26 protein-coding genes and 1 pseudogene are annotated in these 25,925 nt (G+C 66.7%); 3 read left to right on the top strand and 24 right to left on the bottom strand.

Going from position 1 to position 25,925, the window contains the following annotated elements; translation table 11 throughout:
- Positions 1-6: 6 nt before the first annotated feature.
- From VHAB30_RS15775 to VHAB30_RS15755, 5 genes are all read right to left on the bottom strand, one after another.
- Positions 7-1,032 carry an AraC family transcriptional regulator gene (locus tag VHAB30_RS15775; protein ID WP_159277625.1) on the bottom strand — a complete coding sequence of 342 codons (1,026 nt, stop codon included), beginning with the start codon at positions 1,030-1,032 and terminating at the stop codon, positions 7-9.
- A gap of 147 nt (positions 1,033-1,179) precedes the next feature.
- Positions 1,180-1,899: an arsenical resistance protein ArsH gene (gene arsH / locus VHAB30_RS15770; RefSeq protein WP_159277624.1), complete on the bottom strand. Its 720-nt coding sequence runs from the start codon at positions 1,897-1,899 to the stop codon at positions 1,180-1,182.
- Positions 1,883-2,314 carry an arsenate reductase (glutaredoxin) gene (gene arsC, locus VHAB30_RS15765; RefSeq protein ID WP_159277623.1) on the bottom strand — a complete coding sequence of 144 codons (432 nt, stop codon included), beginning with the start codon at positions 2,312-2,314 and terminating at the stop codon, positions 1,883-1,885. The genes arsH and arsC overlap by 17 nt, the downstream gene beginning before the upstream one ends.
- A 30-nt stretch (positions 2,315-2,344) precedes the next feature.
- A complete protein-coding gene (locus tag VHAB30_RS15760) occupies positions 2,345-3,631 on the bottom strand; it encodes an arsenic transporter (protein ID WP_159277622.1) in 1,287 nt (428 codons plus the stop codon).
- A gap of 303 nt (positions 3,632-3,934) precedes the next feature.
- Positions 3,935-4,252 (bottom strand): ArsR/SmtB family transcription factor, encoded by a 318-nt coding sequence (locus VHAB30_RS15755; protein WP_159277621.1) that lies wholly within the window; start codon positions 4,250-4,252, stop codon positions 3,935-3,937.
- 168 nt (positions 4,253-4,420) lie between these two features.
- Here VHAB30_RS15755 and VHAB30_RS15750 point away from each other — a divergent pair, with 168 nt between their 5' ends.
- Entirely contained in the window at positions 4,421-5,149 is a 729-nt protein-coding gene (locus VHAB30_RS15750; protein ID WP_159277620.1) for an alpha/beta fold hydrolase, read from the top strand.
- A gap of 10 nt (positions 5,150-5,159) precedes the next feature.
- Here the strand turns inward: VHAB30_RS15750 and VHAB30_RS15745 are convergent, their stop codons facing one another.
- The 10 genes from VHAB30_RS15745 to VHAB30_RS15700 all read right to left on the bottom strand — a co-directional run bounded on the left by VHAB30_RS15745 (position 5,160) and on the right by VHAB30_RS15700 (position 12,407).
- Entirely contained in the window at positions 5,160-5,783 is a 624-nt protein-coding gene (locus VHAB30_RS15745) for a 3'-5' exonuclease (protein WP_159277619.1), read from the bottom strand.
- The gene (locus VHAB30_RS15740; protein ID WP_159277618.1) at positions 5,780-6,166 is read right to left on the bottom strand and encodes a TfoX/Sxy family protein; all 387 of its coding nucleotides are present in this window, start codon (positions 6,164-6,166) and stop codon (positions 5,780-5,782) included. Before VHAB30_RS15740 ends, VHAB30_RS15745 begins: the two co-directional genes overlap by 4 nt.
- Positions 6,163-6,558 carry a VOC family protein gene (locus tag VHAB30_RS15735; RefSeq protein WP_235926677.1) on the bottom strand — a complete coding sequence of 132 codons (396 nt, stop codon included), beginning with the start codon at positions 6,556-6,558 and terminating at the stop codon, positions 6,163-6,165. The genes VHAB30_RS15740 and VHAB30_RS15735 overlap by 4 nt, the downstream gene beginning before the upstream one ends.
- Before the next feature lie 26 nt (positions 6,559-6,584).
- The gene (locus tag VHAB30_RS15730; protein ID WP_235926674.1) at positions 6,585-7,079 is read right to left on the bottom strand and encodes a GNAT family N-acetyltransferase; all 495 of its coding nucleotides are present in this window, start codon (positions 7,077-7,079) and stop codon (positions 6,585-6,587) included.
- 46 nt (positions 7,080-7,125) lie between these two features.
- Positions 7,126-8,004: an S-formylglutathione hydrolase gene (gene fghA / locus VHAB30_RS15725; protein WP_159277616.1), complete on the bottom strand. Its 879-nt coding sequence runs from the start codon at positions 8,002-8,004 to the stop codon at positions 7,126-7,128.
- Entirely contained in the window at positions 8,001-8,930 is a 930-nt protein-coding gene (locus tag VHAB30_RS15720; protein WP_159277615.1) for an alpha/beta fold hydrolase, read from the bottom strand. Before VHAB30_RS15720 ends, fghA begins: the two co-directional genes overlap by 4 nt.
- A 131-nt stretch (positions 8,931-9,061) precedes the next feature.
- Positions 9,062-10,168, bottom strand: a complete 1,107-nt coding sequence (locus tag VHAB30_RS15715; RefSeq protein WP_070059685.1) for an S-(hydroxymethyl)glutathione dehydrogenase/class III alcohol dehydrogenase — start codon at positions 10,166-10,168, stop codon at positions 9,062-9,064.
- 52 nt (positions 10,169-10,220) lie between these two features.
- Positions 10,221-10,871, bottom strand: coding sequence for a glutathione S-transferase family protein (locus tag VHAB30_RS15710; RefSeq protein WP_159277614.1), 651 nt, complete (start codon positions 10,869-10,871; stop codon positions 10,221-10,223).
- Positions 10,868-11,713, bottom strand: a complete 846-nt coding sequence (locus VHAB30_RS15705; RefSeq protein WP_159277613.1) for an aromatic ring-hydroxylating oxygenase subunit alpha — start codon at positions 11,711-11,713, stop codon at positions 10,868-10,870. Before VHAB30_RS15705 ends, VHAB30_RS15710 begins: the two co-directional genes overlap by 4 nt.
- A gap of 19 nt (positions 11,714-11,732) precedes the next feature.
- Entirely contained in the window at positions 11,733-12,407 is a 675-nt protein-coding gene (locus tag VHAB30_RS15700; protein ID WP_159277612.1) for a Rieske (2Fe-2S) protein, read from the bottom strand.
- Between the two features lie 171 nt (positions 12,408-12,578).
- On the opposite strand from VHAB30_RS15700, the gene VHAB30_RS15695 reads away from it, so the two are divergent.
- Positions 12,579-13,574, top strand: coding sequence for a LysR family transcriptional regulator (locus VHAB30_RS15695; RefSeq protein WP_159277611.1), 996 nt, complete (start codon positions 12,579-12,581; stop codon positions 13,572-13,574).
- Between the two features lie 47 nt (positions 13,575-13,621).
- Positions 13,622-14,062, top strand: coding sequence for a type II 3-dehydroquinate dehydratase (gene aroQ / locus VHAB30_RS15690; protein ID WP_062470706.1), 441 nt, complete (start codon positions 13,622-13,624; stop codon positions 14,060-14,062).
- A 162-nt stretch (positions 14,063-14,224) separates the two neighbouring features.
- Here the strand turns inward: aroQ and VHAB30_RS15685 are convergent, their stop codons facing one another.
- The 9 genes and pseudogenes from VHAB30_RS15685 to asd all read right to left on the bottom strand — a co-directional run bounded on the left by VHAB30_RS15685 (position 14,225) and on the right by asd (position 25,739).
- Entirely contained in the window at positions 14,225-15,799 is a 1,575-nt protein-coding gene (locus VHAB30_RS15685) for a SpoVR family protein (protein WP_235926671.1), read from the bottom strand.
- The gene (locus tag VHAB30_RS15680) at positions 15,796-17,088 is read right to left on the bottom strand and encodes a YeaH/YhbH family protein (RefSeq protein ID WP_095744575.1); all 1,293 of its coding nucleotides are present in this window, start codon (positions 17,086-17,088) and stop codon (positions 15,796-15,798) included. The genes VHAB30_RS15685 and VHAB30_RS15680 overlap by 4 nt, the downstream gene beginning before the upstream one ends.
- Positions 17,089-17,169: 81 nt before the next feature.
- On the bottom strand, positions 17,170-19,092 hold the full coding sequence (locus tag VHAB30_RS15675) for a PrkA family serine protein kinase (RefSeq protein ID WP_062470701.1): 1,923 nt from the start codon (positions 19,090-19,092) through the stop codon (positions 17,170-17,172).
- A gap of 656 nt (positions 19,093-19,748) precedes the next feature.
- Complete coding sequence (gene dnaJ, locus VHAB30_RS15670) at positions 19,749-20,885, bottom strand: molecular chaperone DnaJ (protein ID WP_062470698.1); 1,137 nt, start codon at positions 20,883-20,885, stop codon at positions 19,749-19,751.
- Between the two features lie 103 nt (positions 20,886-20,988).
- The gene (gene dnaK / locus VHAB30_RS15665) at positions 20,989-22,926 is read right to left on the bottom strand and encodes a molecular chaperone DnaK (protein WP_159272623.1); all 1,938 of its coding nucleotides are present in this window, start codon (positions 22,924-22,926) and stop codon (positions 20,989-20,991) included.
- A gap of 114 nt (positions 22,927-23,040) precedes the next feature.
- Positions 23,041-23,613 carry a nucleotide exchange factor GrpE gene (gene grpE / locus VHAB30_RS15660; RefSeq protein ID WP_082817966.1) on the bottom strand — a complete coding sequence of 191 codons (573 nt, stop codon included), beginning with the start codon at positions 23,611-23,613 and terminating at the stop codon, positions 23,041-23,043.
- A gap of 224 nt (positions 23,614-23,837) precedes the next feature.
- On the bottom strand, positions 23,838-24,188 hold the full coding sequence (locus VHAB30_RS15655) for an FKBP-type peptidyl-prolyl cis-trans isomerase (RefSeq protein WP_159277610.1): 351 nt from the start codon (positions 24,186-24,188) through the stop codon (positions 23,838-23,840).
- Between the two features lie 213 nt (positions 24,189-24,401).
- Positions 24,402-24,704 (bottom strand): annotated as a pseudogene (locus VHAB30_RS15650) (winged helix-turn-helix transcriptional regulator); the annotation flags it as partial.
- A 189-nt stretch (positions 24,705-24,893) separates the two neighbouring features.
- Entirely contained in the window at positions 24,894-25,739 is an 846-nt protein-coding gene (asd, locus tag VHAB30_RS15645) for an archaetidylserine decarboxylase (protein WP_159277608.1), read from the bottom strand.
- Positions 25,740-25,925 lie beyond the last annotated feature (186 nt).

The following is a 25,925-nucleotide window of genomic DNA, read 5'->3' as shown; positions in this document are numbered from 1 at the left end:
GCGTTGTCAGTGCCGCGCGGCAGGCAGCCGCGCGGGGTCGCGCGAGGTGTCGCGCGGCAGCTGCCCGAAGCGCTCGCGGTAGCAGGCGGCAAAGCGGCTCAGGTGCGAGAAGCCGCAGTTCAGCGCCACCTCGGTGACGCTGGCGCCGTCGTGCCGCGTCAGCAGTGCGTGCGCGGCGTCGAGCCGCATGTTGCGCAGCACCTCGCCGGGCGACAGGTCGCGGTGGCGCCGGAAGAGCAGGGCGAGGCCGCGGCGCGTGACGCCCGCGGCCTGTGCCACGTCTTCGAGCGACAGCAACGCGTCGAGCCGTTCGCGCATGAACTCTTCGGCCCGCCGCAGCTGCCGCAGGCTGGTTTCCTCGGTGCCGCGTTGCGCGTCGGCATGCCGTTGCAGCACCGAGTTCGGCCGGTGGCACAGCAGGTAGAGCATGAGGTTGTCTTCGCAGTGCGCGAGCCAGCGCGGGTCGTAACGCTCGAACTCGGTGGGCGGCAGCAGCGAGGCCAGGCTTGCGACCATGCGGCACCACTGTGTGCCCGCTGCATCGTCGAGCTGAAGGGGCATGTCGAAATCGATCTCCCCGACGGTGTCGCCACCGCGCAGCGCGAAGGCATGGCGCGCCACCTCCTGCAGGCGGCTGAGCTCGATCTTCAGCATCAGCTGTTCGCAGTCGGCATGCCAGCGCAGGCGCACCGGCTTGTGGGCCGAAATGATGGCGCCCTGGCCGGGGTGGATCTGCAGCGTCTCCCCGCCGGTGTGGATGTCGGCGCGGCCGCGCAGCGGCATCTGCACCAGCACGAAGTTGCCGAGCGCGTCGGGCTCGATGTCGACATCGCAGCCATAGCGCAGGATGCACAGCGACAGTGCGCTCATCTCGGCGCGGCAGAAGATCGCGTCGACATCGCCCGAGCGCCACACGCTGCGGTGCGGCTTCAGCTCATGCGCCACGCGCGCGTGCGTCTCTTCGGCCTCGCGCGAGCGGAAGACCTCGCGCCTGTACAGCGGGGACAGTTGCTGACTCGACCATGCGTCCATGGACACTCCTGCGGGGCCAAAGTGGGGAAAGCGACGGAAACGGACGCTTTTTTCTACGCTGGAATCTACGTGGGTGCGCCGCGCGCCGCCATGGGAGTTGCCCGGGCAACGGGCGTCCCCGTTGCAAGAAGCTTGCCGGTCCTGTGTCTAAATGCTGCGCAGGTTGACGCGCTTGGACAGCGCCTCCGCACTCTCGCGCCGCTCGCTGTAGCGGTCGACCAGGTGGTCCGCGCAATCGCGCGTGAGCAGCGTGAACTTGACCAGCTCTTCCATCACGTCGACCACGCGCTCGTAGTAGGGCGAGGGCTTCATGCGGCCCGCGTCGTCGAACTCGAGGAACGCCTTGGCCACCGACGACTGGTTGGGGATGGTGATCATGCGCATCCAGCGGCCCAGCACGCGCAGCTGGTTCACCGCGTTGAACGACTGCGAGCCGCCCGACACTTCCATCACCGCGAGCGTCTTGCCCTGCGTGGGCCGCACCGAGCCGACGGCCAGCGGAATCCAGTCGATCTGCGCCTTCATGATCCCGGTCATCGCGCCGTGGCGCTCGGGCGAGGTCCACACCATGCCCTCGGCCCACTGCGCAAGATCGCGCAGCTCCTGCACCTTCGGATGGTCTTCGGGCGCGCCGTCGGGCAGGGGCAGGCCGCGCGGGTCGTAGATGCGGGGCTCGGCGCCCATGGCGCGCAGCAGGCGCGCGGCCTCTTCGGTCAGCAGGCGGCTGTAGGAGCGCTCGCGCAGCGATCCGTACAGCAGCAGGATGCGCGGTGCGTGCGTGGCGCGTGCGGTGGGAAGCAGCTCCTGCAGGCGGGGAACACGGAACGCATCGGCGTCGAGCTGCGGGAGATCAGGGCTTGGCGACACGCTGGCCTTTCGCGTCGATCACGGCTTCGCCGTCTTCCTTGGCGAACGCGCCTTGCTGCGGCTTCGGCAGGATGTCGAGCACGGCTTCCGAAGGGCGGCACAGGCGCGTGCCCAGCGGCGTGACGACGATGGGGCGGTTGATGAGGATCGGGTGCTGCAGCATGAAGTCGAGGAGCTGTTCGTCGCTCCACTTCGGATCGCCCAGGCCCAGCTCGTCGTACGGCGTGCCCTTCTGGCGCAGTACGTCGCGCACGGGCACGCCCATCGCCGCGATCAGCTGCGTGAGCGTGGCGCGGTCGGGCGGGGTCTTCAGGTACTCGATGACGGTGGGTTCGTCGCCCGTGTTGCGGATCAGCGCGAGCACGTTGCGCGAGGTGCCGCAGGCGGGGTTGTGATAGATGGTGATGTCGCTCATGGCAGGCTCGTTGAGAGAAGAAAAAATGGATCAGCCCAGGCTGAGGCGCAGCGCCAGCGCGGCGAGCGTCGCGGCCAGCACGGGCAGGGTCAGCACGATGCCGATGCGGAAGTAGTGGCCCCAGGTGATGGTCATGCCCTTCCTGGCGAGCACGTGCAGCCACAGCAGCGTGGCGAGGCTGCCGATGGGCGTGATCTTCGGGCCGAGGTCGCAGCCGATCACGTTGGCATAGACCATGGCCTCCTTCACGAGGCCGACCGCGCCCGAGGCCTCGATCGACAGCGCGCCGACCAGCACGGTCGGCATGTTGTTCATGACCGAGGAGAGCACCGCCGCGAGAAAACCGGTGCCCATGGCCGCGCCCCAGACGCCGCCTTGCGCGAACAGGTTCAGCAGCGTGGCGATCTGGCCGGTGAGCCCGGCGTTGCGCAGCCCGTAGACCACGAGGTACATGCCCAGCGAGAAGACCACGATCTGCCAGGGCGCGCCGCGCAACACCTGGCGCGTGCCGATCACCGGGCCGCGCGCCGCCACCGCGAGCAGGATCACGGCGCCGAAGGCGGCCACGGCGCTCACCGGCACGCCCAGCGGCTCCAGGCCGAAGAAGCCCACGAGCAGCAGCGCGAGCACGACCCAGCCGGCGCGGAAGGTGTCGCGGTCGCGGATCGCATCGGCGGGTTGCTTGAGGCGGGCCATGTCGTAGTGCGCGGGAATGTCGCGCCGGAAGCACCACAGCAGCACGCCCAGGCTCGCGAGCACGGCCGCGACGTTGACCGGCACCATCACCGAGGCGTACGCGTTGAAGCCGATGCCGAAGAAGTCGGCCGACACGATGTTCACGAGGTTCGACACGATGAGCGGCAGGCTGGCCGTGTCGGCAATGAAGCCCGCCGCCATGACGAAGGCCAGGGTGGTCGCCGGCGTGAAGCCGAGCGCCACGAGCATCGCCATCACGATGGGCGTGAGGATCAGCGCCGCGCCGTCGTTGGCAAAGAGGGCCGAGACCGCGGCGCCCAGCAGCACGATGAAGGCGAACAGCCGCCGGCCGTTGCCGCGTCCCCAGCGGGCCACGTGCAGCGCGGCCCACTCGAAGAAGCCGGCTTCGTCGAGCAGGAGGCTGATGAGGATGACGGCGATGAAGGTCGCGGTGGCGTTCCAGACGATGGCCCAGACGACGGGGATGTCGGTGAGCTGCACCACGCCGAAAAGCAGGGCGATGACGGCGCCCAGCGAGGCGCTCCAGCCGATGCCGAGGCCGCGTGGTTGCCAGATGACGAGCAGCAATGTGCCGGCGAAGATGAGGAGGGCGGTGGTCATGTTCTTCTGTTCAGGGGGTGTGCACAGGCCACCGGGTACTTCCCTCCGCGAATGTCCCCCGCCCTTCGGGCTCCTCCTTGATTTCGCTGCGGGAAGCACCCGGTGTCCTGCGCACGGGGACGCGCTGTTGGTGTGCGCCGATCAACGACTGCACTGCCCCATGCTCACGTCGATGGGGTGCCTTGCGCAGCGAAATCAAGGGGGAGGCCGCAGGCCGGAGGACATTCGCGGAGCAAGGTGCCCCGTCGGCGGGAGCACGCCAGAGCGCACGCACGCTGCGTGCAACAGCACAAGCCTTCATGGTCAGCAGTCGCAGGTGGTCGCGGGAAGGCAGGCTTCCCCCTGGCAGCAGTTCTCGGTGAGGTAGCCGAGCAGGCCGTTCATCCGCTCGAACGACGCGCGGTAGATGAGGTTGCGCCCCTGGCGCTCCTGCGAGACGAGGCTCGCGTTCACCAGCTCCTTGAGGTGAAAGGACAGCCCCGTCGCCGGTACCGCCAGCGCTTCGGTCAGCGCACCCGGCGTCAGCCCGTCGGGCCCCGCCACCACCAAGGCGCGGAACACCCGCAGGCGCACGGGTTGCGCGAGTGCGCCCAAGGCGCGGACCACATCGTTTTCTTCCATTATTCAAGTATCTTTGAATTATTGAAGCGAGGCAACCCACGGCACAGAAAGACCGGTGGCGCGAATCGGCCATCGCCTTGGCAGGCAGCGGCCATCTGCGATGCACCGCTTTTTCTACAGTCGCCCTCGGTCCATTCCCCAACGACGCATTCAACGAAGGAGACACCCATGTCCGACACCTATGTTCTGGTTCACGGCGCCTGGCACACTGGCGCCGAAATGGAGGCCGTGGCCGACGGCCTGCGCGCGGCCGGCCACACCGTGCATTGCCCCACCGTGGCAGGCAACAACCCCGGCGACGACCGCGCGGGCACCGGCCTGGCCGACGCCATCGCCTCGGTGGTCCGCTTCATCGAGGGCAAGGACCTCACGCAGGTGCGGCTCGTGGGCCACAGCTACGGCGGCATGGTGATCTCGGGCGTGGCCGACCGCATCGCGGCGCGGCTGCGGCGGCTGGTCTACATCAACGCCTTCGTGCCGCTCGATGGCGAAGCGCTCAACGACATGGTCCCGCCGCATTACGTGACCATGTTCGACGCGGTGGCTGCGGCCAACAACAATGCCGTGACGTTGCCCTTCGAGATCTGGCGCGAGGCCTTCATCAACGACGCCGACCTGGCGCTGGCGCAGTCCGCCTACGACAAGCTCAACCCGCACCCGTACCGCACCTTCACCGACAAGATCCAGCTGAAGCAGCCGCTGGCGGCGCTGGCGCTGGGCAAGTCGTACGTCAACTGCCAGCAGGACACGGCGCTGCCGCACAGCCTGCCGTGGCATCCGCGGCTGTCGGAGCGGCTGGGGTTGTTCCGGCTCGTGGAGTGCCCGGGCAGCCACGAGATGTTCTTCTCGAACCCGCAGCGGCTGGCGCAGGCGATCCTCGAAGCGGGGCGCGACTGAGGGCGGAGGTTCAGCCGTTCGGAAAGAGCGCGTCGAACACGCGCAGCGACGCATAGGCATCGTTGGCCGCGTAGCGGATCTGCGATTCGGTGAGCTGCTTGTGCGCCCAGTTCGAGGTGGTCGCCTTGCGCGACTTGGCGAAGCGGCGGTTGAACATCAGCGCCACCGCCGTCTTCACGCCCACCGAGCGGCGGTAGCCGCGCCGGCGGAATTCGTCGTCGATGTCGAACACGGCCTGCGGCGCAATCGCCAGCCGCAGGCGGATCAGCGACAGGTCGCTCGAAAGGCCGAAGCCGACCTTGCGCAGTTCGGTGGACGCGAGCAGGCCAGCCACCACGGGGTTGCATTCGTCGCGGTGCAGCTGGAACAGCCAGGCTGTGTCGCGCGTGGCGAACTGCACCACGTGCGGGCCGGTCGACACTTCGTTCTTCGCGAAGGTGGGGCGCGACTCGGTGTCGAAGCCCGCCACGCCGGCGTCGAGCAATTCGTCCGCGGCGCGCTCGGCTTCGGCGAGCGAGGTGACGACCACGATGTCTTTCAGGTCGAGGCTGTCGAAGGGGTCGAGCAGCGCGATCTGTTCGCGCTCGGGAAGCGGAGGGAGCCGGTGGCCGTGGTTGTTGTTCTGTTCGTTCACCGGGTCTTCGCTTTCGCGGCCTTGGGGGTTGTCTTGGGTTTGGGCTTCTTCGGCTTCGGCGGCTGGCCCGAACGCAGCGCGGCCTCGTAGGCCAGGCGGCCCCAGCGCGCCGCTTCCTCGCGGTCTTCGAACAGGTCGGCCGGCGCCAGACGGTACGACATCGGCATCTCCTTGCCTTCGCGCACGTAGGTGAAGGGCGGCAGGTTCAGCGCGTCGAAGTGCGAGGCGCTGCCGGCGTCGGACTTGAGGTACAGCGTGTCCTTGGCGACGAGCGCGATCATGCGGCCTTCGTGCCACACGCCGTGGCCGCCGAACATGCGGCGGGTCTCGATGCGGCCGAGGCGCTCGAAGGTCTCGTGCAGGCTTTGAACAAAAACGCTCATGACGTGATCTCGATGCGGTTGCCGTCCGGATCGAGCACGACGCTCTCGTAGTAGCCGTCGCCGGTGCGGCGCGGGCCGTCGAGCAGCGGGTAGCCGTCGGCCTTCAGCCGCTGCGTGAGCGCATCGACCTCGGCGTCGGAGCCGACCGAGATCGCCAGGTGCGTCCAGCCCATGCGCTGCGCGCCGGCCTCGGCGACCACGGGCGACAGCGTGCTCGTGGTCATGGCCTCGATGCGCGCGCCGTCGCCCAGGCTCAGGAAGCACGAGGCGAAGCCCTTGGCCGGATTGACGTAGCCGGCGCCGGCGGTGGCGCCGAAGTAGTCGACGTAGAAGCGCTTGCAGCGTTCGAGGTCGGTGGTCCAGAGGGCGATGTGGTCGATGCGGATGCGCATGGGGCAGGAAGGAAGTGCGGAGGGTGTCAGCCCGTGCGCCAGGGCGCGCGGCTGGGCGACCAATGGTAGGCGATGCGTTCGCGTCCGCTGCCGGGGTGGCGGTCGACCACGCCGCGCACGAGGCCGTAGCGTTCGTAGAAGCGCTGCGCCTCGGTGTTGGTGACGGCCACGTGCAGCCGCCAGCCGTGCGGCATGCGCACGCAGGCCTCGTCGAGCAGCGCCTTGCCCAGGCCCTGGCTGCGCAGGTGCGGTTCGACGAACAGCTGGGCGACGTACTCGCGCGCCGTGAGCAGCACCATGAAGGCCAGCACCTGGCCATCGCGCTCGGCCAGCACCACGTCGGCGGGCGGGATGAATTCGGTCTGCACGCGCCGCAGCCAGTGGCCGATGGGCTCGACGTGGACGGCGCTGCGGTTGGCCGACACCCAGGCGCGGCGCCAGATGCCCGCGAGCACCATGTTCTCCTCGGCGCCGCCATCGCGCGAGCGCAACTCGAAGGCAGGAATCTGGGCAGCGGACATGCGGACCATGATAGCCACGCCGGGTGCGGACCGCACCCCTTTGTGCTCAGCCGTTCAGCGTCTGCGCATGGTGCGCGATGTGGTCCGCCATGAAGCTCTGGATGAAGTAGTAGCCGTGGTCGTAGCCCGCATGGCGGCGCAGCGTGAGCGGCTGGCCGGCGGCGAAGCAGGCGGCCTCGAAGGCCTCGGGGTACAGCTGCTCGGCGAGGAATTTGTCGGCCAGGCCCTGGTCGAGGAGGATGCCCTGCGGATAGGGCGCCACGGTCTGCGACTGCATCAGCGCGCTGGCGTCGTGCGCGAGCCACTGCGCGCGGTCGTCGCCCGGTTCGCCCAGGTAGCCGGCGAAGGCCTTCTGGCCCCACGGGCACTGGGTGGGCGCACAGATCGGCGCGAAGGCCGAGAGCGACTTGAAGCGCCCCGGGTGCCGCAGCGCCAGCGTGAGCGCGCCGTGGCCGCCCATCGAGTGGCCGAAGATGCCGATGCGCTCGCCGTCGACCGGAAAGTGACGGGCCACCAACGGCAGCAGCTCGTGCACGATCCAGCTTTCCATGCGCCAGTGCGTGGCCCAGGGCTCGGCGGTGGCGTCGAGGTAGAAGCCGGCGCCGATGCCGAAGTCCCAGCTGTCTTTCGCGCCCGGCAGGCCTTCGGGCCCGGCGCCGCGTGGGCTGGTGTCGGGCGCGATGAGCGCAACGCCCAGGCTCGCGGCCATGCGTTGCGCGCCGGCCTTCACCGCGAAGGTCTCTTCGTTGCAGGTCAGGCCGGCAAGATAGAGCAGGGCGGGCACGCGCGTGTGCGCAGCCTGCGGCGGCAGGTAGAGCGAGAAGCGCATCGGCAGGCCGATCTCGTGCGAGCGGTGCTCGACGAAGCGCTGCACGCCGCCGAAGGCATGGTGTTCGGAAAGAAGGGTGGGGGCGGTGTCGGTCATGAAGAAGAAGTCGTCTGGCTTCGCAGCGCGGGCACGAGTTCGAGCACGGCATCGGCGAAGGTGCGCGGCGCTTCCTGCGGCAGGTTGTGGCCCGCGCCGGGCACGAGGCGGTGCGAACGCGGTCCGCTGAAGCGGTGCGCGTGGGCCGAGGCATCGGCGGGCGGACGCACGCCGTCGTCGATGCCGTCAAAGGTGATGGCGGGCACGGTGATCGTCGGCTGCGCGGCGAGGCGGCGTTCGATGTCGGCATAGGCCGGGTCGCCGGGCACGAGGCCGAAGCGGTGGCGGTACGAATGGATCACCACGTCCACGAAGTCGGGGTGGTCGAAGGCGGCGGCGCTGCGTTCGAAGGTGGCGTCGTCGAAGCGCCACGTCGGCGACCACAGCTGCCACAACAGCTTCGTGAGGGCCTTGCGGTCCTTCGCGAGGCCGGCGCGGCCGCGTTCGCTGTGGAAGTAGTACTGGTACCAGAGGCTGTGCTCGTTCTCAGCCGTGTCGGGTTCCATCGCCTTGGCGATGTTCTGGATGTTGTAGCTGTTGAGCGAGACCAGCCCCGCGCAGCGTTCGGGCCACAGCGCCGCCACCACGCAGGCGGCGCGGCCGCCCCAGTCGTAGCCGGCCAGCACGGCGCGGTCGATCTTCAGGGCGTCGAGCAGCGCGAGCAGGTCGGCGCCGAACGCCGCCTGTTCGCCCGAGCGCGGCGTGGCCTCACTCAGGAAGCGCGTGGCGCCGTAGCCGCGCATGTACGGCACGATCACGCGGCAGCCTTGGGCGGCCAGCATCGGCGCGACTTCGGCGTAAGTGTGAATGTCGTATGGAAAGCCGTGCATCAGCAGCACGGGCGGGCCGTCGGCGGGGCCGGCTTCGTAGTAGGCGACTTCGAGGACGCCCGCTTCGATGGTGCGCAGGGGTTCCATTCTTTCCATCACGAGATCACCTCCAAAGGGGGAGTCGATGTCTTTTCCAGGAACACCGCGGAACCGGCTTTGCCGGGCCGCTGGTGTTGCCCCCTGCAAGGGGGTTGGCGAAGCGACACGAAGTGCGCGAAGACTGGGGGTTAGTAAAGCACCACGCCGCGGATCGACTCGCCGCGCTTCATCAGGTCGAAGCCCTTGTTGATGTCTTCCAGCGGCATGGTGTGCGTGATCAGGTCGTCGATGTTGATCTTGCCTTCCATGTACCAGTCGACGATCTTCGGCACATCAGTGCGTCCGCGCGCGCCGCCGAAAGCAGAGCCTTCCCACTTGCGGCCCGTGACCAGCTGGAACGGGCGGGTGCTGATCTCGGCGCCGGCCTCGGCCACGCCGATGATGATGCTGCGGCCCCAGCCCTTGTGCGTGCACTCGAGCGCCTGGCGCATCACCTGCGTGTTGCCGATGCACTCGAAGCTGTAGTCGGCGCCACCGTCGGTCAGCTGCACGATGGCATCGACCACGTTCTCGGTGGTCTTGGGGTTGATGAAGTGCGTCATGCCGAACTGGCGGGCCATGGCTTCGCGCTCGGGGTTCAGGTCGACGCCGATGATCTTGTCGGCGCCCACCATCTTGGCGCCCTGGATCACGTTCAGGCCGATGCCGCCCAGGCCGAACACCACGACGTTCGCGCCGGCTTCGACCTTGGCCGTGAAGATCACCGCACCGATGCCGGTGGTGACGCCGCAGCCGATGTAGCAGACCTTGTCGAAGGGCGCGTCTTCGCGGATCTTGGCCAGCGAGATCTCGGGCGCGACCGTGTAGTTGCTGAAGGTGCTCGTGCCCATGTAGTGGAAGATGGGCTTGCCGTCGAGGCTGAAGCGGCTGGTGGCGTCGGGCATGAGGCCCTTGCCCTGCGTGCCGCGGATCAGCTGGCACAGGTTGGTCTTGCGGCTCAGGCAGAACTTGCACTGGCGGCATTCGGGCGTGTACAGCGGAATGACGTGGTCGCCCTTTTTCAGCGTGGTGACGCCGGGGCCGACATCGACCACGATGCCCGCGCCTTCATGGCCCAGGATGGCGGGGAAGATGCCTTCGGGGTCGGCGCCCGAGAGCGTGTAGTAGTCGGTGTGGCAGATGCCGGTGGCCTTGATCTCGACCAGCACTTCACCGAACTTCGGGCCTTGGAGGTCCACGGTTTCGATGGTCAGGGGTTGGCCTGCTTGCCAGGCGACGGCGGCTTTGGTTTTCATGGGATTCGGTTCTTCAGAGAGCGGAGGGGGACAAGGATACTCAGGCGAGCCTTCAGGCGGGGCCAGCCGGGAAGATACCCGACATGCCCACAAAGCCCGGCAGGTGACGAAAGTCCCAGACCCAGCGGCGCAGCGCGGGAAACTCGTCGAGCGAGATGCCGCCTTCGCCCGCCAGCGCCACGTACGGGAAGCAGGCGAGGTCGGCAATGGTCGGCTCGGGCGCGGCCACGAGCCAGCGCAGGCCGGTGGCGGCGTGCTGCTCGGCCAGGTGGTCGTCGAGCACACGGAAGGCCGCGCGCGCACCGCGCCGGCAGGCCTCGATGTCCAGGTGCGTGTAGCCCAGCGCGTCGTGCAGCCGGGCGGCCGAGGCGGTGCGCGTGATCTCGTCGGCCATGGCGAGCCACATCGCGACCTGGCCGCGCAGCTTCGGGTCGGCGGGGTACCAGCGGCACTGCGCATCGTCGTAGCGGCTCGCGAGGTAGACGAGGATGGCCTGCGCGTCGCGCAGCATGAAGCCCTCGTCGTCGATCACGGGGAGCTGGCCGAGCGGGTTGACCTGCTCGAGGAATCTTGCGGACTTGTGTTCGCGGCCTGGATGGAAATCGACCGGCACGCTCGCATGGTCCACGCCGAGCCACAGCAGCATCTGCCGCACCTTGAAGCAGTTGCCCGAGAGCGGGTAGTCGTAGAGCCTGACGGTCATGCGGCGGCCCTCGCGGTGCCGAAGCGCATGCCGCGCTCGCGCAGCCAGCGGCGGTAGGTGACGGAGGTGGTGTCGCCGCGCGTGGGTGTCTCGGCGCGGCCTTCGAGCGGCATGCGCTTGAAGGCGTGGTTCTCCAGGATCGGCTTGTCCTGTCCGAAGATCGTGTGCTGGAAGGCGATGAGCTCGGCGTCGCTCGACACGTCGTCGAAGTAGGCCAGCAGCGTGTGGGCGATGACGTGCTCGTCGTCCACCGGTTGCAGGAAGAGGCCGATGGCGTCGAGCTTGTCGGGCCGGTGGCTCGACTTGTAGAGCATGGCCGAGAAGGGCTGCATCACGCGGTACTTGTAGAACACCTCGCTGCCGGTGTCGTGGGCGGCCGAGGCGCGCGGCTGCCAGAAGCGGCAGTCGGTGGCCCAGATCTCGTCGGTGGCGGCATCGACCTCGACGTTGTACTTGGCCACTTCGGTGTGCGGCACCTTGCCGAGGTAGTCGGGGTGCACGAAGGGAAAGTGCGCCATGTCCAGGAAGTTCTCGATCACGCGCAAGCCCGACACGGCCACGCCGAGCCCACCGCAGTCGACGATGCGGCGGCCGGGTTCGTCGTACTCGGGGAAGGCGAACAGCGGGCGCGCCGGGCGGCCGCTGGGGCAGACCCAGAGGAAGCCGTAGCGCGACTGCACGGTCAGCGTGTCGGCGCCGAGCCGGGCGTGCGGCGTGCCGTCGGCGTCGGTGTGCAGGTGCAGGGTTTCGCCGAGCAGCCGCGCCGTGCGCGGCAAGCCGCTGGCGGGGCCGACGACGAGCCAGTCGTCGAGCATGTTGGGATCGTCGGTGACGAAGGGCATGTTGCTTCTTTCTTCTTGTTCAGTGCGATGCAGCGGCTTCGATGTCGCTGCGCAACTGGCGCGCCGCGCGATGCACCCGGGCCATCGCGTCGGAGCCGGGGGCTGCGTCGGTCCACAGGTGCAGGAAGCTCAGCTGCGGCTGGGCGTCGAGCAGCAGCGCGGCGACGGGCGATTCGCCCAGCGTGCCTTGCCATGCGTCGGGCGTTCCTGTCGACGCGAAGCCATGCGGCGCCAGCGCAGCGCGCACCTCGGAGGCGGCCACGCGCAGGGTCAGCGTGCGGGCGAGGTGCCAGCCGGCGGGCACGGCGTCGGCCAGCTCGGGCGGCGCCTCTGCGCCGTCGGCCGCGAGGCGCACCCACAGCATGCCCGCGGCATCCGCCGTGGCGAACGTCTTGGCGCAGACGTTGCGCGGCGCCTGCATGGCCGGGTGCGCCGGGATGCGCACGCAGGCGCCGCTGCCGGCCTCGTACTGCCAGCCGTGGTAGGCGCAGGCCAGGCGGTCGCCGCCGGTCACCTGGCCGAGGGTGAAGCGCACGCTGCGGTGCGGGCAGCGGTTCTCCCAGGCCTGCGGCGAGCCATCGGCCGCGCGCCACAGCGCGAGCTCCTGGCCTTGTGCAAAGCCGGCGACGATGTTGGCGCCGGCGCGCACCTCGGCGGAGGGCGTGACGGGATGCCAGGTGGCTGAGGGATTCATGGGTCTTGATCGTGGGGGCAGCGGGAAAGGGCGCCACAAATCGGCATAGCATCGACCATGCCCTTGTCGGCGGTGCCGCCTACCGTAGCGTGTCCGCCGCACCGATGAAAGCCCCATGCCAAGACGCTCCTTTTCATTCCTGCAACGACGGCCCGCGCGGCGGTGGCGTCCATGACCGCCGGGCGCATCGACCTTGCGCTGGTCGAGGCCTTCGTGCTCGTGATGAAGAGCGGCAGCCTCACCAAGGCCGAGAGCCTGTCGGGCGTGTCGAAGGCCACGCTGAGCCGGCAGCTCACGCGGCTGGAGGAACTGCTGGGCGCCCAGCTGCTGCTGCGCAGCTCGCGCCGCATTGCGCCCACGGAGGCCGGGCGTGCGTTCTTCGCACGCTGCGAGGGGCTGCTCGGCGAGGTGAGCGGCCGGCTGGAAACGGCGCGCACCGAGGTGCAGGAGCTCACGGGCGGGGTGTCGGGGCGGCTCACGCTGCTGTCCGACACGCAGTTCAGCACCTCCTTCGTCTGCCATGTGGTGCGGATCTTTCTCGAATCGCACCCGAACGTGCGCTGTCAGCTCGACGTGGCGAACGGCGCGCAGGCCCCGCAGATCGGCGAGGTCGACTGCTATGTGGGCTCGGCGCCGCCCGACCTGCCGGACCTGGTCGCCAAGCTGCTGGGCCGGCTGGCCTACGGCCTGTATGCCAGCCCGCAGTACCTGGCGCGGCACGGCACGCCGCAGACGCCCGAGGCGCTGGCGCAGCACCGGATGATCGCGATGCGCGAGCCGTCGGGGCCGCCGTCGCCGCTGCGGCTGGTGTCGCTGCAGGCCTCGGGGCGCCATGTGGTGCGCACGGAGCCGGCCTTCGAGACCAACGACCACTGGGTGATGAAGACTTTCTGCATCGACGGCCTGGGCATTGCGCCGCTGCCGGTGTTCTTTGCCGGCCCCGAGGTGGCGCAGGGCGTGCTGGTGCCGGTGCTGCCGCAGTGGCCGCCGGAGGCGCGGCGGCTGTACTGCGCCTACCAGCGGCAGCGCTACATGGGACAGAAGCTGCGGGCCTTCGTCGACCTGATGGCGCGCTGCGTGGCGGACATCGGCTCGTACAACCACTACGTGGGGTCGACCGCGGCGGTGTCACCTGCACGGCGGGCGCGGTCGGCGGCGCGACCATAATCAGCTTTCTTCTTCCTGCATCCGCCAGATTCCTTCACCGATCCATCATGAAGAAAATCCTCGTCCTCAACGGCCCCAACCTCAACCTGCTCGGCACGCGCGAGCCCGAACAGTACGGCCGCGACACGCTCGCCGACGTCGAACGCCTGTGCAAGGAGACGGGCGCGAAACTCGGCGTCGAGATCGAGTGCCGCCAGTCGAACCACGAAGGCGTGCTGATCGACTGGGTCCAGGAGGCGGGCCGCGAAGTGGCGGCCGGGAACATGCTGGGCGTGGTGATGAACCCGGGCGCCTACACCCACACGTCGATCGCGCTGCACGACGCCATCAAGGGGGCGAGCGTGCCGCTGATCGAGCTGCACATCTCGAACGTGCATGCACGGGAAGAGTTTCGCCACCACTCGTACATCTCGCCTGCGGCGCGCGGGATCATCGTGGGGCTGGGGGTGAAAGGCTACACGCTGGCGATTGCTGCGCTGGTTCCCTGAGTTTTTCGGGGGGCGTGCGCAGGGCACCGGGTACTTCCCTCCGCGAATGTCCCCCGCCTTCGGCTCCTCCTTGATTTCGCTGCGGGAAGCACCCAGTGCCCTGCGCACGGGGGCACGCTTCGGGCGAACGGCTGATCAAGAGCCGCTCTGTATCGCAGCGTCTCAGTAGGTCTGCTTGGGCGCGGCAGCCTTCCAGCTGCGGCTGACCCGGCCTGCGCTGTCGACGCTTTCCAGGTGCACGTCGAAGCCCCAGAGCCTTGCGACGTGCTTCAGCACTTCTTCGGCGTTGTCGTTCAGCGGCAGGTTGTTGCGCTGCGTATGGCGCAGCGTGAGCGAGCGGTCGCCGCGCGTGGCCACGCTCCAGACCTGGATGTCGGGCTCGCGGTTGCCGATGTCGTACTGGCGTGACAGCGATTCGCGCAACGCCTGGTAGCCGCTGTCGTCGTGGATGGCCGACACCTCGAGCTCCGATTCGCTCTGGTAGTCGCGGATCGAGAACAGGCGGAAATCGCGCATCGTCTTGGGGCTCAGGAACTGGCCGACGAAGCTCTCGTCCTTGAAGTTGCGCATCGCGTAGTCGAGCGTCTTGACCCAGTCGGTGCCCGCGAAGTCGGGGAACCAGCGGCGGTCTTCGTCGGTCGGCTTTTCGCAGACGCGGCGCAGGTCGGTGAACATCTTGAAGCCCAGCGCATAGGGGTTGATGCCGCTGTAGGCGCGGTGGCCCACGGGCGGCTGGAACACCACGCTGGTGTGCGAGCTGAGCCATTCCATCATGAAGCCGTCGTCCAGCTGGCCGCGGTCGTACATGGTGTTGAGCAGCGTGTAGTGCCAGAAGGTGGCCCAGCCTTCGTTCATGACCTGGGTCTGGCGCTGCGGGTAGAAGTACTGCGCGATCTTGCGCACGATGCGCACCACCTCGCGCTGCCACGGCTCGAGCAGGGCGGCGTTCTTCTCGATGAAATAGAGCAGGTTCTCCTGCGGCTCGGGCGGAAAGCGGCGCGCGGCTTCCGACTCGGCGGCTTGTTCGCTCTTGCGCGGCAGCGTGCGCCACAGGTCGTTCACCTGCTGCTGCATGTGGCGCTCGCGGTCGGTGCGCTGCGCGCTCTCTTGCGCCAGCGAACGCTTCTGCGGACGGCGATAGCGGTCGACGCCGTAGTTCATGAGCGCGTGGCAGGAGTCGAGCAGGTCTTCCACCGCGTCGAGGCCGTGACGTTCCTCGCACTCGGCGATGTAGTGCCGCGCGTAGACGAGGTAGTCGATGATCGACGACGCGTCGGTCCACATGCGGAACAGGTAGTTGCCCTTGAAGAAGCTGTTGTGCCCATAGGCCGCGTGCGCGATCACCAGGGCCTGCATGGCCATGGTGTTTTCTTCCATGAGGTAGGCAATGCACGGATCGGAGTTGATGACGATCTCGTAGGCCAGCCCCATGTGGCCGCGCTTGTAGTTCTTCTCGGTGGAAATGAACTGCTTGCCGTACGACCAGTGCCTGTAGATCATGGGCATGCCCACGCTGGCGTAGGCGTCCATCATCTGCTCGGCCGTGATCACCTCGAGCTGGTTCGGGTAGGTGTCCAGGCCGAAGCTCCTCGCGGTCTTCGCGATTTCGGTGTGGTACGTCTCGATGAGCTCGAAGGTCCAGTCGGACGGGCTGGGCAGGCGCTCGAGGCGGGAGGTGGGCAGGTCGGTGCTGCGCGGCAGGAAAGGGGCCCCGGGAGGGCGTTCGGTGGTGATCATGTGGGCACCCCTTCCTTCTTGAACAGGTCGCGGAACACCGGGTAGATGTCCTGCGCGTCCGATACCTTGCGCATGGCGAAGTTGGGCGCCACGCCTTCGAGCTGCTGGTATTCCTGCCACAGGTTCTGCTCGGTCTCGGCCACCTGCACGTAGGCGTAGTAGCGCACCACGGGCAGGATGTTGTCGACCAGCAGTTCGCGGCAGCGGCCGCTGTCCTGGTGCCAGTTGTCGCCGTCACTGGCCTGGGCGCCGTACACGTTCCATTCGCCGCTGGCGTAGCGGGCCTTGATGATCTCGTCCATGAGCACCAGTGCGCTCGACACCACGGTGCCGCCGGTTTCTGTGGCGTGGAAGAACTCTTCTTCGGTCACTTCCTGTGCCTGCGTGTGGTGGCGCAGGAACACGAGGTCGATGCGCTCGTAGTGCCGCGTGAGAAACAGGTACAGCAGCATGAAGAAGCGCTTGGCCATGTCCTTGCGCGCCTCGTCCATCGAGCCCGACACGTCCATGAGGCAGAACATCACGGCCTTGGCGCTGGGCACGGGCGTCTTCACGCGGTTGCGGTAGCGCAGGTCGATCGGGTCGATGTAGGGCACATGCCGCATGGTGCGGCGCAGCTCGGCGATGAGGTCCTCGGTCTCGCGGATTTCCTTCTGGATCAGTGCGGTCTCGACCTGTGGATGCGCTTTCAGGACCAGGAGGTGCGCCTCCAGGCGCTTGAGCTCCTTGCGCGGTTCGCCGCCCAATGCAATGCGCCGCGCCAGCGCGCCGCGCATGGAGCGCACCACGTGCAGGTTGTTGGGCGAGCCGTCGCTGGTGAAGCCGGCGCGGTGGCTCTTCCACTCGGGCACTTCGGCGATCTGGGTGCGCACGAGGTGGGGCAGCGCAAGGTCGTCGAAGAAGACGCGCATGAACTCCTCGCGCGTGAGGCGGAAGACGAAGTCGTCTTCGCCTTCGCCGCTGTCGCTGGCCTCGCCGCTGCCCGAGCCACCGCCGCCCTGGCCCTCGGGGCGCGCGATGCGGTCGCCCTTGAGGTATTCCTGGTTGCCGGGGTGCACGTACTCGCGGTCGCCGCCGCGCGCATGGCCGAACACCGGCTCGGAGACATCGTGGCGCGGCAGGGTCACGTCTTCGCCTTGCTCCAGCTCGCGGATGTTGCGCCCGCTGACCGCGCGCCGCACCGCCTCCTGGATCTGCCCCTTGTAGCGCCGAAGGAAGCGCTCGCGGTTGCCGATGGACTTGTTCTTGCCCGAGAGCCGACGATCGATGATCTGCTGCAGGATGGCCACGATGTTTTCAAAGCTCCTTGCAAAACGGTGGACGGTGCGCTGGTTAGGTCCTTCGCACGCGTCCGTTGTTCCCGCTGTCCGCTATGAACTCTTGCGCACCCGCAGGTACCACTCGCACAGAAGCCGGACCTGCTTGGCGGTGTAGCCCTTCTCGACCATGCGGGTCACGAAGTCTTCGTGCTTCTTCTGCTCGTCGGCGCTGCTCTTGGTGTTGAAACTGATCACCGGCAGCAGCTCTTCGGTGTTGGAGAACATCTTCTTCTCGATGACTGCGCGCAGCTTCTCGTAGCTGGTCCACGCCGGGTTGCGCCCCGCGTTGCCGGCCCGCGCGCGCAGCACGAAGTTGACGATCTCGTTGCGGAAGTCCTTCGGGTTGCCGATGCCGGCGGGGCGCTCGATCTTCTCGAGCTCGCCGTTGAGCGAGGCGCGGTCGAACACTTCGCCGGTGTCCACGTCGCGGAACTCCTGGTCCTGGATCCAGTAGTCGGCGTAGGTCACGTAGCGGTCGAAGATGTTCTGGCCGTACTCGCTGTAGCTCTCCAGGTAAGCAGTCTGGATTTCCTTGCCGATGAACTCGGCATAGCGCGGCGCCAGCAGCTCCTTGATGTAGCTGATGTACTTCTGCTCGGTTTCCGGCGGAAACTGCTCGCGCTCGATCTGCTGTTCGAGCACATACATCAGGTGCACCGGGTTGGCGGCCACCTCGGTGCTGTCGAAGTTGAAGACCTTGGAGATGATCTTGAAGGCGAAGCGCGTGGAGACGCCGCTCATGCCCTCGTCGACGCCCGCGTAGTCGCGGTACTCCTGAATCGACTTGGCCTTGGGGTCGGTGTCCTTGAGGTTCTCGCCGTCGTACACCTGCATCTTGCTGAAGGTGCTGGAGTTCTCGGGCTCCTTCAGGCGCGTGAGCACCGACAGCTGCGCCATCATGCGCAAGGTGCCGGGCGCGCACGGCGCCTTGGCCAGCGAGGAGTTGCGCACCAGCTTCTCGTAGATCTTGATCTCTTCGGAGGCACGCAGGCAGTACGGCACCTTCACGATGTAGATCCGGTCGAGGAAAGCCTCGTTGTTCTTGTTGTTGCGGAACGCCTTCCACTCGCTCTCGTTGCTGTGGGCCAGCACGATGCCGTCGAAGGGAATGGCGCCGAAGCCTTCGGTGCCCTTGAAGTTGCTTTCCTGCGTGGCCGTGAGCAGCGGGTGCAGCACCTTGATGGGGGCCTTGAACATTTCCACGAACTCGAGCAGGCCCTGGTTCGCGAGGCACAGGCCGCCGGAGTAGGCGTACGCGTCGGGGTCGTCCTGGGCGTAGGTCTCGAGCTTGCGGATGTCGACCTTGCCGACCAGCGAAGAGATGTCCTGGTTGTTCTCGTCGCCGGGCTCGGTCTTGGCGACCGCGATCTGGCGCAGCACCGAGGGGTAGCGCTTGACCACCTTGAACTGGCGGATGTCGCCGCCGTACTCCTCGAGCCGCTTCACGGCCCAGGGCGACAGGATGCGGTTCAGGTAGCGCACGGGGATGCCGTACTCTTTTTCGAGGATCTCGCCGTCTTCGAGGGTGTCGAAGAGCCCGAGGGGCGACTCGTTCACCGGGGAGCCGTGGATCGCATAGAAGGGCACGTGCTCCATGAGCTGCTTCAGGCGCTCCGCGATCGAGCTCTTGCCGCCGCCGACGGGCCCCAGCAGGTAAAGGATTTGCTTCTTTTCTTCGAGTCCCTGCGCGGCGTGGCGGAAATAGGACACCACCTGCTCGATGGCATCTTCCATGCCATAGAACTCCTTGAACGCCGGATAGATCTTGATGACCTTGTTCGCGAAGATCCGCGAAAGACGGGGGTCATTGCGGGTATCTACCAGTTCCGGCTCGCCAATGGCCTGGAGCATTCGTTCGGAGGCCGTTGCATATGCCGTCGGATCGCGTTTGCAGATATCCAGATATTCCTGCAGCGAGAGAACTTCCTCGCGGGTGCGTTCGTAGCGGGCTGCAAAGTTGCTGATCACGTCCATGGTCGCGCCTCCTTCAGGTCGGCGGGGCTTTTGACCCCGATGCCTACAGCCAGAGACTGCGTCGCTCCTCTTGGAAGAGGGGCCCCGCCCATGGCCGTATGCCGTGGAAAACTCCCTTACACACTATCTACACAATCGGTTCAATCAGCATAAAGCAAAGAATGAACCGGGCAAATGTTTTATTTATTCTGAACCCCTCTGCCGAGTAAAGTTCCTCGGAAAACAAGGAACTTCTATTCGTGTTTCTGTTAAATTGAAAAGCTCGCGTTCGCGTAATTGTCCCCGGATGAAATGACTATGCCGAATGGCTATCGTCCTCATTGAAATTCTGTGGCGAACACCTTTCCTAATTGAACCCGGGTTCAATAAAGCCGATGCCTTTCAGCAATAACGCGCGACCTGTCGTTTGGTTTATTGCATATCCAAAAAAACATTAAAGCAATCCCCGCGCCACTCCTGTGGCGAGTGGCTGGCGCATGGCAACGTGGGAAGACAACGCGGGCGCCGGTCGGCGGCGTTCCGCAACGGTGCGGGGAGCACCGTTCGCGTGCCTGGTGCGCCGCCACAGGGCGGCAGCGGCCGAAAGAGGGCACGCTTCGGGCCGACAGGGCGTCGGCCCGGCGCTGACGAAAGCCGTCAGCGCGTCAGCATCATCATCAGCTGAAGAATTCCTTGGCCTTGTCGAACCAGCCCTTGTCGGTCGGGCTGTGCTTCTCGCCACCCTTCTTGAGCGATTCGTCGAGCTCCTTGAGCAGCTTGCGCTGGTGCTCGGTGAGCTTCACGGGCGTTTCCACGCGCACGTGGCAGTACAGGTCACCCGGGTAGCTCGAACGCACGCCCTTGATGCCTTTGCCGCGCAGGCGGAACTGCTTGCCGCTCTGGGTGCCGTCGGGAATGTCGATGGCGGCCGCGCCCTTGAGCGTGGGCACGTTGATCTCGCCGCCCAGCGCCGCGGTGGTGACGCTCACCGGCACCACGCAGTGCAGGTCGTCGCCGTCGCGCTCGAACAGGTCGTGCTTCTTGAGGCGGATCTCGATGTACAGGTCGCCGGGCGGCCCGCCGTTGGTGCCGGGCTCGCCGTTGCCGGTGCTGCGGATGCGCATGCCGTCGTCGATGCCCGCCGGAATCTTCACTTCGAGGGTCTTGTTGTTCTTGATCTTGCCCTGGCCGTGGCACACGGTGCAGGGCTCGGGAACGATCTTGCCGCTGCCGTGGCAGGTCGGGCAGGTCTGCTGCACGCTGAAGAAGCCCTGGCGCATCTGCACGGCGCCCGCGCCGTGGCAGGTGGTGCAGGTGATGGGCTTGGTGCCGGGCTTGGCGCCGGAGCCGTGGCAGGTGCCGCAGTCGTCCCAGCTCGGGATGCGGATCTGCGCGTCCTTGCCGTCGGCGGCTTCCTCGAGCGTGACTTCCATCGCGTAGCTCAGGTCGCTGCCGCGGAACACCTGGCGCCCGCCGCTGGTGCGGCCGCGGCCGCCGCCGAACACGTCGCCGAAGATGTCGCCGAAGGCCTCCGCGAAGCCGCCGAAGCCTTCCGCGCCGGGGCCGCCGCGCATGTTGGGATCGACGCCGGCATGGCCGTACTGGTCGTAGGCCGCGCGCTTCTGGCCGTCCGACAGCATCTCGTAGGCCTCCTTCACCTCCTTGAACTTGGCCTCGGCGTCCTTGCTGGTGTCGCCGTGGTTGCGGTCGGGGTGGTGCTTCATCGCAAGCTTGCGATAAGCCTTCTTGATTTCTTCCTCGCTCGCGTTCTTGGGAACGCCGAGGGTTTCGTAGTAGTCGCGTTTGGTGGCCATGGCAGCAGATTCGGTCGGGCGGCGGGAACTCGTCGGGGAACTGGAAGCGAGAAAGGCTGGAGCACCTGTTCAGGTGTTCCAGCCTTGTTAGAAGGGCAGGGGATCAGCCCTTCTTCACTTCCTTGACTTCGGCGTCGACCACGTTGTCGTCGGCCTGCGCGCTGGCGGAAGCTTCCGCGCCTGCCGGGCCGCTGGCGGCCGAGGCGTTGGCCGCAGCCTGCGATTCGGCATACATCTTCTCGCCGAGCTTCTGGCTCGCGGTCATCAGCGTGTTGGTCTTTTCCTCGATCACGGCCTTGTCTTCACCCTTGAGGGCTTCTTCCAGGTCCTTGATCGCGGCTTCGATCGCGTCCTTCTCGGCAGCTTCGAGGCTGGCGCCATGCTCGCCGAGCGACTTCTTCACGCTGTGCACCATGGCTTCGCCCTGGTTGCGCGCCTGCACGATTTCGAGCTTCTTCTTGTCTTCGTCGGCGTTGAGCTCGGCGTCCTTGACCATCTTCTGGATCTCGTCTTCGCTCAAGCCCGAGTTCGCCTTGATGGTGATCTTGTTTTCCTTGCCGGTGCCCTTGTCCTTGGCGCCCACGTGCAGGATGCCGTTGGCGTCGATGTCGAAGCTCACCTCGATCTGCGGCGTGCCGCGCGATGCCGGCGGAATGCCTTCCAGGTTGAACTCGCCCAGCAGCTTGTTGCCCGAGGCGATCTCGCGCTCGCCCTGGAACACCTTGATGGTCACGGCCGGCTGGTTGTCTTCGGCGGTCGAGAAGGTCTGTGCGAACTTCGTCGGGATCGTGGTGTTCTTCGTGATCATCTTGGTCATCACGCCACCCATGGTCTCGATGCCCAGCGACAGCGGGGTCACGTCGAGCAGCAGCACGTCCTTGCGGTCGCCCGAGAGCACCTGGCCCTGGATGGCGGCGCCGACAGCCACGGCTTCGTCGGGGTTCACGTCCTTGCGCGGTTCCTTGCCGAAGAAGGCCTTCACCTTTTCCTGCACCTTGGGCATGCGGGTCATGCCGCCGACCAGGATCACGTCGTTGATGTCGCTCACGCTGATGCCGGCGTCCTTGATGGCCAGGCGGCAGGGCGCGATGGTGCGCTCGACCAGCTCGTCGACCAGGCTTTCCAGCTTGGCGCGGGTGAGCTTGATGTTCAGGTGCTTCGGACCGGTGGCATCGGCCGTGATGTACGGCAGGTTGATGTCGGTCTGCGCGCTGTTCGACAGCTCGATCTTGGCCTTTTCAGCGGCTTCCTTCAGGCGCTGCAGGGCCAGAACGTCCTTGCTCAGGTCGACGCCCTGTTCCTTTTTGAACTCGCCGATGATGTAGTCGATGATGCGCTGGTCGAAGTCTTCGCCGCCCAGGAAGGTGTCGCCGTTGGTCGACAGCACTTCGAACTGCTTCTCGCCGTCGACGTCCGCGATCTCGATGATCGACACGTCGAAGGTGCCGCCGCCCAGGTCATACACGGCGATCTTGCGGTCGGCCTTGTCCTGCTTGTCCAGGCCGAAGGCCAGGGCAGCAGCGGTGGGTTCGTTGATGATGCGCTTGACGTCCAGGCCCGCGATGCGGCCTGCGTCCTTGGTGGCCTGGCGCTGGGCGTCGTTGAAGTAGGCCGGCACCGTGATCACGGCTTCGGTCACGGCTTCGCCGAGGTAGTCTTCGGCGGTCTTCTTCATCTTGCGCAGGATGTCGGCGCTGACCTGCTGCGGGGCCATCTTCTTGCCGCGCACTTCCACCCATGCGTCGCCGTTGTCGGCCTTGGCGATGGTGTAGGGCATCAGGTCGATGTCCTTCTGGACTTCTTTTTCCTCGAACTTGCGGCCGATCAGGCGCTTGATCGCGTACAGCGTGTTCTTGGGGTTGGTGACGGCCTGGCGCTTGGCCGAGGCACCGACCAAGACTTCACCGTCTTCCTGGTACGCGACGATCGACGGCGTGGTGCGCGCACCTTCCGAGTTCTCGATCACACGCGTGGTGTTGCCTTCCATGATCGACACGCACGAGTTGGTGGTGCCGAGGTCGATGCCGATGATCTTTGCCATGTTCTTACTCCTGAAATTCGGAAAAATATGTTGTTATGAACTTGTGGATAACCCGGTGCGATTCAAGGGACGACGCGGGGATTTCCTGTGGGAATCTTGTGGGGCAGTGCCGATTTACTTCGGGGCGGCCACGGTGACCAGCGCCGGGCGCAGCACGCGCTCGTTGATCGTGTAGCCCTTTTGCAGCAGGCCGACCACGGTGTTGGCGTCCTGGTCGGCGGGCACCATCGAGATGGCCTGGTGCAGGTGCGGGTCGAACTTGTCGCCGGCAGCGGGGGCCACTTCGATCACCTTGTTGCGTTCGAGCGCGCTCTTGAGTTGGCGCAGCGTGGCTTCGGCGCCTTCGCGGATCTGCTCGGGCGTGGCGTCCTTGACGGCCAGGCCGGCTTCGAGGCTGTCGGTCACCGGCAGCAGGCTCTCGGCAAAGGCTTCGACCGCGAACTTGCGGGCCTTGGTGATCTCGTCGTCGGCGCGGCGGCGGGCGTTCTGCACGTCGGCCTGGGCGCGCAGGTACTGGTCGGCCAGCTCGGCATTCTTGGTCTGAAGGGCAGCCAGTTCGCCTTGCGCCACGGCCAGGGCGTCGAGCGCCTCGGCTTCGTTGGCGGCTTGCGCGGCCTCCAGTTCTTCGGGACTGGGCTCGCCTTGCAGCATTTGAGAATTCTGTGCGGATTGTTGCGGGTCAGACATTTTTCAAAGAACCGGCGTGCGCCGGAAAACAAACACAGCCAGCCACTTGGGGCTGCTCCAGGGCTTTTCAAGCGTAAAAATGCGGCCAAAGCGGCCGCAAGAGGGGTGCGAAGTGGCTTTCGCGAGAGACACCGCGGAACCGGCTTCGCCGGGCCGCAGGTGTCGCCCCCGGTAGGGGGTTGGCGAAGCGGACACGAAGTGCCGCGCAGCCTGGGGGCGAGTCCTTAATGCGCGTCGAGGAGTTCGACGTCGAACTTCAGGGTGGCGTTCGGGGGGATCACGCCGCCGGCGCCGCGGGCACCGTAGCCCAGCGAGGCGGGGATGATCAGCGTGCGCTTGCCGCCGATCTTCATGCCGGCGACGCCTTCGTCCCAGCCCTTGATGACCTGGCCGGCGCCCAGCGAGAACGCGAAGGGGTCGTTGCGGTCGCGGCTGGAGTCGAACTTGGCGCCTTGCACGCCGTCGTTGAAGAGCCAGCCCGTGTAGTGCACGTGCACGTGGTGGCCGGCCTTGGCTTCAGCGCCGGTGCCGACTTCGGTGTCTTCGTATTGCAGGCCGGAGGGGGTGGTGGGCATGGGAAACGCTCCTTGCGTCGATGAAATGGGAGAGGAATCGGAGGCGCGGAGTTTACCGAGGCCCGGCGGGCCTCCGCTTCAGCCCTGGCTGTCGGAGCCGGGCGGGGTGGTTGCGGGAGGTGCTGCGTCGGGGGCGGAAGACGCCGGCGCAGCAGGCGCTACGGGCGAGGATGCCTCGGCCGATGCGGGCTGGGCGGCGGCCGGCCCCGCGGCCTTCTTGCTCTGCCCGAGCTGCCATTTGGCGGCGAAGGCCTGCAGGTCGGACAGGCGCTTGAGCAGGTCCTGCCCGCTCAGCGTGAGGCAGTAGCCGTCGCTGCCGTGGCTCACGACGCCGGCTTCGCGCAATTCCTTGATGCGGGTGTTGAGGGTGTTGGGAGTGATGCCGCCGACGCTGTCCTGCAGCAGCCGGAAGGTCTGGGCATGGCCGTCGCGCAGGGCCCACAGCACACGCAGCGCATAGCGGGCTTCGAGCAGGGCGAGCAACTGGCTGATGGCTGCGTTTTCCTTGGTACTCATCGACATCATCTCCTCGAAGCTGGGCGGACCGTCGGCCGGGGGCAGGCCGGGGCGGCGTACTCTTGTTTGTGATTGGTCGTCATGGACCGTCTGGCTGGCCGACGACTATAGCGCGAAGGATCAGGATGCTACTGGTTTTATAGCTGTACAGGCATGCAGCATGCGGGTTTCGAGACAAAGCTTCACAAATCAGGCGTAGTCGGCCATGGCTTCGCCCAGGCGGATCGCGCGGGTGGGCGACCAGTCCGGGTTGAAGGCCAGCGCAGGCGCCGGAAACAGCATGACGACGGTCGAGCCCAGCAAGAACCGGCCCATCTCGTCGCCTTTCTTGATGTCGATCTGCTGGTCGTTGTAGTGCCACTCGCGCAGCTCGCCCACGCGCGGTGGGTTGACCACGCCGTGCCACACGGTGGCCATGCTGCCCACGATGGTGGCGCCCACGAGCACGAGCACGAACGGGCCGTGGGCCGATTCGAAGACGCACACCACGCGCTCGTTGCGCGCGAACAGGCCGGGCACGCCGCGCGCGGTGGTCGGGTTGACCGAGAACAGGTCGCCGGGCACGTGGATCATGCGCACCAGCCGCCCGTCGCAGGGCATGTGGATGCGGTGGTAGTCCTTGGGGCTCAGGTACAGCGTGGCAAAGCTGCCGTGCGCGAACTTGGCGGCCAGCGCAGCATCGCCGCCGACCAGCGCGGTGGTCGTGTAGTTGTGGCCCTTGGCCTGGAAGATCTGGTCGCCCTCGATGGCACCGAACTGGCTGATGGCGCCGTCCACGGGGCAGACGAGGTCGGCCTGGGCGAGCGGGCGCATGCCGGGCTTGAGGGCGCGCGTGAAGAACTGGTTGAAGCTCTTGTAGTGATGGATGTCGGACTCGAGCGCCTCGCCCATGTCGACGTTGTACTTGGCAACGAAGCGGCGAATGATCCAGGTGGTGACCGCGCCTCGTTCCTTGCCTGCGACCCAGCCGGCGAAATTGGTCAGGGCCTGCTTGGGGAACAGGTATTGGGGCAGAACTGCGGAGCGATCGGACACGTTGTGGAAGGCCTGGAATGCGGAATCGGACGGGCATTCTATAAAGCGCTTCTCCTTGGGGACGTAGGAAGCTTCCCTTGGTTGCTTGCTTGTTCTTTACCTGTGTGGATGCGCGCCCGGTGGGCGGTGCGGCGCGGTCGGCCCCACTGTGCCGGCCGCTTCGCGGCTGCCCTGCGGTGCTCGCGT

The sequence above is a fragment of the Variovorax boronicumulans genome (genome assembly GCF_009811375.1).
GTDB classification, from domain to species: domain Bacteria; phylum Pseudomonadota; class Gammaproteobacteria; order Burkholderiales; family Burkholderiaceae_C; genus Variovorax; species Variovorax boronicumulans.
The sequence above is the reverse complement of the archived record's forward strand: the minus strand, read 5'-3'. Positions and strand labels throughout refer to the sequence as shown.

What these genes read in the sequence shown, in the direction of transcription:
- VHAB30_RS15655 (WP_159277610.1), bottom strand. Translation starts at nt 24,188, where the DNA reads ATGCCCACCACCCCCTCCGGCCTGCAATACGAAGACACCGAAGTCGGC.
- dnaK (WP_159272623.1), bottom strand. Translation starts at nt 22,926, where the DNA reads ATGGCAAAGATCATCGGCATCGACCTCGGCACCACCAACTCGTGCGTG.
- VHAB30_RS15705 (WP_159277613.1), bottom strand. Translation starts at nt 11,713, where the DNA reads ATGCCCTTCGTCACCGACGATCCCAACATGCTCGACGACTGGCTCGTC.
- VHAB30_RS15750 (WP_159277620.1), top strand. Translation starts at nt 4,421, where the DNA reads ATGTCCGACACCTATGTTCTGGTTCACGGCGCCTGGCACACTGGCGCC.
- VHAB30_RS15685 (WP_235926671.1), bottom strand. Translation starts at nt 15,799, where the DNA reads ATGATCACCACCGAACGCCCTCCCGGGGCCCCTTTCCTGCCGCGCAGC.
- arsC (WP_159277623.1), bottom strand. Translation starts at nt 2,314, where the DNA reads ATGAGCGACATCACCATCTATCACAACCCCGCCTGCGGCACCTCGCGC.
- VHAB30_RS15760 (WP_159277622.1), bottom strand. Translation starts at nt 3,631, where the DNA reads ATGACCACCGCCCTCCTCATCTTCGCCGGCACATTGCTGCTCGTCATC.
- VHAB30_RS15715 (WP_070059685.1), bottom strand. Translation starts at nt 10,168, where the DNA reads ATGAAAACCAAAGCCGCCGTCGCCTGGCAAGCAGGCCAACCCCTGACC.
- VHAB30_RS15700 (WP_159277612.1), bottom strand. Translation starts at nt 12,407, where the DNA reads ATGAATCCCTCAGCCACCTGGCATCCCGTCACGCCCTCCGCCGAGGTG.
- fghA (WP_159277616.1), bottom strand. Translation starts at nt 8,004, where the DNA reads ATGACCGACACCGCCCCCACCCTTCTTTCCGAACACCATGCCTTCGGC.
- VHAB30_RS15710 (WP_159277614.1), bottom strand. Translation starts at nt 10,871, where the DNA reads ATGACCGTCAGGCTCTACGACTACCCGCTCTCGGGCAACTGCTTCAAG.
- VHAB30_RS15730 (WP_235926674.1), bottom strand. Translation starts at nt 7,079, where the DNA reads ATGTCCGCTGCCCAGATTCCTGCCTTCGAGTTGCGCTCGCGCGATGGC.
- VHAB30_RS15775 (WP_159277625.1), bottom strand. Translation starts at nt 1,032, where the DNA reads ATGGACGCATGGTCGAGTCAGCAACTGTCCCCGCTGTACAGGCGCGAG.
- grpE (WP_082817966.1), bottom strand. Translation starts at nt 23,613, where the DNA reads ATGTCTGACCCGCAACAATCCGCACAGAATTCTCAAATGCTGCAAGGC.
- dnaJ (WP_062470698.1), bottom strand. Translation starts at nt 20,885, where the DNA reads ATGGCCACCAAACGCGACTACTACGAAACCCTCGGCGTTCCCAAGAAC.
- VHAB30_RS15675 (WP_062470701.1), bottom strand. Translation starts at nt 19,092, where the DNA reads ATGGACGTGATCAGCAACTTTGCAGCCCGCTACGAACGCACCCGCGAG.
- VHAB30_RS15735 (WP_235926677.1), bottom strand. Translation starts at nt 6,558, where the DNA reads ATGCGCATCCGCATCGACCACATCGCCCTCTGGACCACCGACCTCGAA.
- VHAB30_RS15755 (WP_159277621.1), bottom strand. Translation starts at nt 4,252, where the DNA reads ATGGAAGAAAACGATGTGGTCCGCGCCTTGGGCGCACTCGCGCAACCC.
- VHAB30_RS15695 (WP_159277611.1), top strand. Translation starts at nt 12,579, where the DNA reads ATGACCGCCGGGCGCATCGACCTTGCGCTGGTCGAGGCCTTCGTGCTC.
- VHAB30_RS15720 (WP_159277615.1), bottom strand. Translation starts at nt 8,930, where the DNA reads ATGGAAAGAATGGAACCCCTGCGCACCATCGAAGCGGGCGTCCTCGAA.
- aroQ (WP_062470706.1), top strand. Translation starts at nt 13,622, where the DNA reads ATGAAGAAAATCCTCGTCCTCAACGGCCCCAACCTCAACCTGCTCGGC.
- VHAB30_RS15740 (WP_159277618.1), bottom strand. Translation starts at nt 6,166, where the DNA reads ATGAGCGTTTTTGTTCAAAGCCTGCACGAGACCTTCGAGCGCCTCGGC.